Origin of the sequence: Pseudoalteromonas sp. S554 (assembly GCF_005930865.1) — a bacterium.
Lineage (GTDB): Bacteria > Pseudomonadota > Gammaproteobacteria > Enterobacterales > Alteromonadaceae > Pseudoalteromonas > Pseudoalteromonas marina.
The window spans coordinates 1-225 of record NZ_PNDV01000194.1; the positions used below are offsets into that span (position 1 = coordinate 1).

Annotated in this window: 1 pseudogene; it reads right to left on the bottom strand. The window is 39.1% G+C overall.

Going from position 1 to position 225, the window contains the following annotated elements:
• Positions 1-225 (bottom strand): annotated as a pseudogene (locus tag CWB65_RS19665) (hypothetical protein); the annotation flags it as partial.

Consider the following 225-nt stretch of genomic DNA (forward strand, 5'->3'; position numbering starts at 1 on the left):
CGAATATAAAACGTAATGGAGATATCGTCACGTATATTGTCTCTACAAATCAAGCCGCCTTTGTCTTTACTTTCTAGTACAATGCGCTTTTTTGAAATATCCATCACATCCATTTTATGGATAACAGGGTACACAATGCCACCGGTAGTGGGAACGTCTGGCTCACTTTTCATTTTATTTATAATGAGAGCATGGCCTTGTTCCCCTTTGCGATAAAACTTGCCA